The 5,188-nt window shown below is 68.8% G+C and carries 1 protein-coding gene; it reads left to right on the plus strand.

Annotated elements, in window-relative coordinates; all coding sequences use genetic code 11:
- Positions 1-44: 44 nt before the first annotated feature.
- Positions 45-5,188, plus strand: a 5,144-nt coding sequence (locus tag AB0389_RS37565) for a type I polyketide synthase (protein WP_366400083.1), incomplete at its 3' end; no start/stop codon positions are given.

Consider the following 5,188-nt stretch of genomic DNA (forward strand, 5'->3'; position numbering starts at 1 on the left):
GGGACGGTGGGGCCGGGGGTGGGTTGCCGTTCTCGTGGGAGGGGGTGACGCTGCACGCGACCGGCGCCACCACACTCCGCGTACGCCTCGCACCGAACGGCAAGGACGCGCTCGCGGTGACGGTCGCCGACACCTCGGGCCGACCGGTCGCCTCGGTCGATTCGCTGCTCGTGCGGCCGGTTTCGGGTGAGCAGCTGAGCGGTTCCGCCGGAATCGTTCGCGACGCGCTGTTCGAGCTGGACTGGCTTCCGTTGGCGATGCCGTCCGGCGCCGCGCCGGGGCGTGTCGCACTGATCGGCCGCGATGCCTTCCGGCTGGCCGACGGTATGGCGGCCGCCGGTGCCGAGGTCACCTCGTACCCGGATCTCGGCGCGCTCCGGGCGCGCGGGGGACGTGAGTCCGCTGCCGAATCGGTACCGGACGTGGTGCTGGTGAGTGTCTGTAGTGAGGACGGCGCCGACGTTGTGGGCTCCGTACACGCGCTGAACGAGGACGTACTGACGACCCTTCAGAGTTGGCTGTCCGACGACTGGTTTGACGCGTCCCGACTGGTGTTTGTGACGAGGGGGGCCGTCGCGTTTGGGGATGGCCCGGGCTCCGACTCCGACGCCATTGATCTGGCGGCCGCCTCGGCGCGTGGGCTGGTGCGGTCGGCGCAGACGGAGAATCCGGGCCGTTTCGGCCTGGTCGACCTCGCCCCGGGTATCCTCTCCGGCTCCTTCTCCGGTTCCGGTTCCACGCCGGAATCCGGCCCGCGGAACGAGCCCGCCCCGGCGGTCGACCTCCTGCACGCCCTCGCCGTGGACGAGCCGCAGCTGATCGTCCGCGAAGGGGCTCTCCGTGCCGGTCGGCTGATCCGTACGGAGGTGCCCGACCTCGGCGCCGGGCCCGTGTGGGACCCCGAGGGCACGGTGCTGATCACCGGCGGTACGGGCGGCCTGGGCGGGAGGCTGGCCCGGCATCTGGTCGCCGAACGTGGCGTACGGCATCTGCTGCTCACCAGCCGGGGCGGGGAAAACGCCCCGGGAGCAGTCGAGTTGGCGGCCGATCTGACAGCGCTCGGCGCTGTGGTCTCGGTCGTGGCGTGTGATGTGTCGGACCGTGCGGCTTTGGCGGAGCTGCTTGCCGGTGTGGAGTCCGCGCATCCGCTGGCGGCTGTTGTTCATACGGCGGGGGTGCTGGACGACGGGGTGATCGGGTCGCTGACCCCGGAGCGGCTGACCACGGTCCTGCGCCCCAAGGCGGATGCCGCCTGGCATCTGCACGAACTCACCCGGGACCTCGACCTCAACGCCTTCATCGTCTTCTCCTCGGCCGCCGGCACATTCGGCAGCGCCGGGCAGGGCAACTACGCCGCCGGAAACGCCTTCCTCGACGCCCTCGCCGCACATCGGCGGGCCGGTGAACTGCACGGACTCTCGCTGGCTTGGGGACCGTGGGACCGGCATGCCGGGATGACCACCGACCTGACCGACCGCGACATCCGCCGGGCAGAGGAGGCGGGTATGCCGCCGCTGTCGGCGGGCCAGGGCCTGGCGCTCTTCGACGCGGCGCTGGCCGGCGGCGCGTCCGTCGCCGTACCGGTGAGGCTCGACCTAGCGACGCTGCGCGCCCGTGGTGACGTACCGGCGGTGCTGCGCGGGCTGATCCGGACGACGGCGCGCCGTGCCGCGACGTCCGGACCGGCCGGGGAGGCCGACCTGATCCGCCGACTGGGCGCGCTGGCCCCGAAGGACCGGGAAGAGGCCCTCCTCGATCTCGTACGTGCTCAGGCCGCACACGTTCTGGGTCATGTGACCGGCGCCGACATCGACGCCGGGCGTGCCTTCCGTGATCTCGGTTTCGACTCCCTGACGGCGGTCGAACTGCGCAACCGTCTCGGTACGGCCACCGGGCTGCGACTCTCGGCAACGATGGTCTTCGACCACCCGACACTCGCCGCGCTGGCCCGCCACCTGCTGGACGAACTGCTCGGATCCGACACCCAGGCACCGGTACGGGTCCCCGTATCGTCGCTGCCACCGCTGACCGACGACCCCATTGTGATCGTCGGCATGGCCTGCCGCTACCCGGGAGGCGTCACCTCGCCCGGGGACCTGTGGCGGCTGGTCAGCGAGGGCGCCGACGCCATCTCGGACTTCCCTGCCGACCGTGGCTGGGACGTGGACGCGTTGTTCGACCCGGACCCGGACCATGCGGGGACGTCGTACACCCGCTCGGGTGGATTCCTTTATGGGGCGGGGGAGTTCGATCCTGGGTTCTTCGGGATGAGTCCGCGTGAGGCGATGGCGACGGATGCGCAGCAGCGGTTGTTGCTCGAAGCGTCGTGGGAGGCGATCGAGCGGGCCGGCATCGACCCGGCGTCCCTGCGCGACAGCGACACAGGTGTGTTCACCGGTGTGATGTACAACGACTACGGATCCCTGCTGACCGGCAAGGAGTACGAGGGATTCCAGGGCCAGGGCAGCGCGCTGAGCGTCGCCTCGGGCCGCGTCGCGTACACCTTCGGCTTCGAAGGACCGGCGGTCACCGTCGATACGGCGTGCTCGTCGTCCCTGGTGGCGATGCATTGGGCGATGCAGGCGTTGCGTGGTGGTGAGTGTGGGTTGGCGTTGGCGGGCGGTGTGACGGTGATGTCGACGCCGTCGACGTTTGTGGAGTTTTCGCGGCAGCGTGGGTTGGCGCCGGACGGTCGGTCGAAGGCGTTTTCGGAGTCGGCTGATGGGGTGGGCTGGTCCGAGGGTGTGGGTGTGGTGGTGTTGGAGCGTTTGTCGGATGCTCAGCGTCGTGGTCATGAGGTGTTGGCTGTGGTGCGGGGTTCGGCGGTGAATCAGGATGGTGCGTCGAATGGTCTGACGGCGCCGAATGGTCCGTCGCAGCAGCGGGTGATTCGGCAGGCGTTGGCGAGTGGTGGCTTGTCGGTGGGTGATGTGGATGTGGTGGAGGCGCACGGTACGGGGACGACGTTGGGTGACCCGATCGAGGCGCAGGCGTTGCTGGCCACGTACGGGAGCGACCGTGCCCCGGAGCGGCCCCTCTGGCTTGGCTCCCTCAAGTCGAATATTGGTCATACGCAGGCTGCTGCTGGTGTGGCGGGTGTGATCAAGATGGTGCTGGCCATGCGGCATGGGGTGTTGCCGAGGACGTTGCATGTGTCGGAGCCGTCGTCGCATGTGGATTGGTCGGCGGGTGCGGTGGAGTTGTTGACGGAGTCCGTGGCATGGCCGGAGGTGGGTCGGGTTCGGCGGGCGGGTGTGTCGTCTTTTGGGATCAGTGGGACGAATGCGCATGTGATTCTGGAACAGCCGGAGCCGGTGGTCTCCAGCCCTGTGGTTGCTGAGGTTGCCGAGGTTGCGGGTGGGTTGGTGCCGTGGGTGGTGTCGGGTCGGTCGGTTGAGGCGTTGGGTGATCAGGCGGGTCGGCTGTTGTCGTTTGTGCGGTCGCGGGCTGGGTTGCGGTCGGTGGATGTCGGTTTTTCGTTGGTGGCGGGTCGGTCGGTGTTCGAGCGTCGGGCGGTGGTGTTGGCGGGGTCGGTGGATGGTGGTGTGGAGGCGTTGTCGGCGTTGGCTGACGGTGGGGCGCATCCGTTGGTGGTGTCGGGTTCTGTGGTGGGTGGTAAGCGGGCGTTTCTGTTTTCGGGGCAGGGTTCGCAGCGGTTGGGGATGGGCCGGGAGTTGTATGGGCGGTTCCCGGTGTTCGCGGATGCGTTGGACGCGGTGTTGGGGTTGCTGGAGGCCGAGCGGGGTGGGTTGCTTCGGGAGGTGTTGTGGGGTGTTAACGCTGATGCGTTGAGTGGTACGGGTGTTGCTCAGCCGGTGTTGTTTGCGGTTGAGGTGGCGTTGTATCGGTTGGTGGAGTCGTGGGGGGTGGTTCCGGATTTCGTTGCCGGGCATTCCATTGGTGAGGTGGCCGCTGCGCATGTCGCGGGTGTCTTGTCGCTTGAGGATGCGTGTCGTCTGGTGGTGGCGCGGGCTTCGCTGATGGCCGCTCTGCCCGCCGGTGGTGCGATGGTGGCTGTGGGGGCGTCCGAGGCCGACATCGTACCGTTGCTGTCGGCTGATGTGTCGCTCGCCGCGGTGAATGGGCCGTCGTCCGTGGTGATTTCGGGTACGGAGGGTGCCGTTGCTGCGGTGGCTGGTCGGCTTGCCGCGCAGGGCAGGAAGACGAGCCGACTGCGGGTGTCGCACGCGTTCCACTCGCCGTTGATGGACCCGATGCTGGACGACTTCCGTACCGTCGTCGAGGAGCTGACGTACAACGAGTCGTCGGTGCCCGTTGTGTCGAACTTGACCGGTGGTATCGCCGGGGCCGGTGAGATGGGCTGCGCCGAGTACTGGGTGCGGCATGTGCGGGAGGCCGTCCGGTTCGCGGATGGTGTGGCGGCGCTGGTGGATGTGGGGGTGTCGGCGTTTGTTGAGCTGGGGCCTGATGGGGTGCTGTCGGCTCTGGCGCTGGAGTCTGTGCCTGACGGCGTTGAGGTGGCGAGCGTGCCTCTTCTGCGTAAGGACCGGCCGGAGGAGCAGACGGCTCTCATGGCGCTCGCGCAGTTGCACGTACGGGGCGTCCGCGTCGACTGGTCGGCGCTCTTCGCCGGGACGGGGGCAGGCTCCGTCGAACTGCCCACCTATGCCTTCCAGCACCAGCGGTTCTGGCCGTCCGGAATGTATGTACCGGCGGGTGCGGTGGCTGCCGGGCTTACGGCGGCCGATCATCCGCTGCTCAGTGGCTCGGTCGAACTGGCCCAGGAGGAAGGGGTCTTGTTCGCGGGCCGGTTGTCGGTGCGGTCCCATCCGTGGCTGGCGGATCACGCCGTGAACGGACAGGTACTGCTGCCGGGGACAGCGCTGCTGGAACTGGCGTTCCGGGCGGGTGACGAGGTCGGCTGTGACCGCGTCGAGGAGCTGACCCTTGCGGCCCCGCTCATCCTCCCGGAGCACGGTGCCGTACGGACCCAGGTGCGCGTCGGGGTCGCCGATGGCGACGGGCGACGCACAGTCACCGTGCACTCCCGACCCGAGGGCGCGACGGACGTCACGTGGACGCGGCACGCCACGGGGACGTTGGTGGCCGGCGGTGCCGGGTCGGCCGATGCGGGGTTTGATGTGTCGGTGTGGCCGCCGGTGGGTGCTGTGGCGCTTGATGTGGGTGGTTGTTATGAGGGGTTTGCCGGTCGTGGTTTTGTGTACGG

This window comes from Streptomyces sp. NPDC093109 (assembly GCF_040701725.1).
Classification (GTDB): Bacteria; Actinomycetota; Actinomycetes; order Streptomycetales; family Streptomycetaceae; genus Streptomyces.